1 rRNA gene is annotated in these 1,284 nt (G+C 57.0%); it reads left to right on the top strand.

The features are described from left to right. Nucleotides 1–1,284, top strand: a 23S ribosomal RNA gene (locus ABKA17_RS47880); the annotation flags it as partial.

The following is a 1,284-nucleotide window of genomic DNA, read 5'->3' on the forward strand; positions in this document are numbered from 1 at the left end:
CGGCTCGTTTGAGAGACACCCAAGTAGCACGGGGCCCGAGAAATCCCGTGTGAATCTGGCGGGACCACCCGCTAAGCCTAAATATTCCCTGGTGACCGATAGCGGATAGTACCGTGAGGGAATGGTGAAAAGTACCGCGGGAGCGGAGTGAAATAGTACCTGAAACCGTGTGCCTACAAGCCGTGGGAGCGTCGGACATCAAGCTTGCTTGATTGTCTCGTGACTGCGTGCCTTTTGAAGAATGAGCCTGCGAGTTTGCGGTGTGTTGCGAGGTTAACCCGTGTGGGGAAGCCGTAGCGAAAGCGAGTCCGAATAGGGCGATTCAGTAGCGCGCTCAAGACCCGAAGCGGAGTGATCTAGCCATGGGCAGGTTGAAGCGGAGGTAAGACTTCGTGGAGGACCGAACCCACCAGGGTTGAAAACCTGGGGGATGACCTGTGGTTAGGGGTGAAAGGCCAATCAAACTCCGTGATAGCTGGTTCTCCCCGAAATGCATTTAGGTGCAGCGTCGTGTGTTTCTTGCCGGAGGTAGAGCACTGGATAGGCGATGGGCCCTACCGGGTTACTGACCTTAGCCAAACTCCGAATGCCGGTAAGTGAGAGCACGGCAGTGAGACTGTGGGGGATAAGCTCCATGGTCGAGAGGGAAACAGCCCAGAGCATCGACTAAGGCCCCTAAGCGTACGCTAAGTGGGAAAGGATGTGGAGTCGCAGAGACAACCAGGAGGTTGGCTTAGAAGCAGCCACCCTTGAAAGAGTGCGTAATAGCTCACTGGTCTAGTGATTCCGCGCCGACAATGTAGCGGGGCTCAAGCGTACCGCCGAAGTCGTGTCATTCATACAACAGGGCCAACGCCTGTATGGATGGGTAGGGGAGCGTCGTGTGCCGGGTGAAGCCGCGCCGGAAGGCAGTGGTGGACGGTTCACGAGTGAGAATGCAGGCATGAGTAGCGATTCACACGTGAGAAACGTGTGCGCCGATTGACTAAGGGTTCCTGGGTCAAGCTGATCTGCCCAGGGTAAGTCGGGACCTAAGGCGAGGCCGACAGGCGTAGTCGATGGATAACCGGTTGATATTCCGGTACCCGCTGTGAAGCGTCAAACATCGAACCCATTAATGCTAAGGCCGTGAAGCCGTTCCGGACCCTTCGGGGAAAGGAAAGTGGTGGAGCCGCCGAACCAAGGTGGTAGTAGGTGAGTGATGGGGTGACGCAGGAAGGTAGTCCAGCCCGGGCGGTGGTTGTCCCGGGGTAAGGGTGTAGGACGGTGTGTAGGCAAATCCGC

Origin of the sequence: Streptomyces sp. RG80 (assembly GCF_040446465.1) — a bacterium.
Lineage (GTDB): Bacteria > Actinomycetota > Actinomycetes > Streptomycetales > Streptomycetaceae > Streptomyces.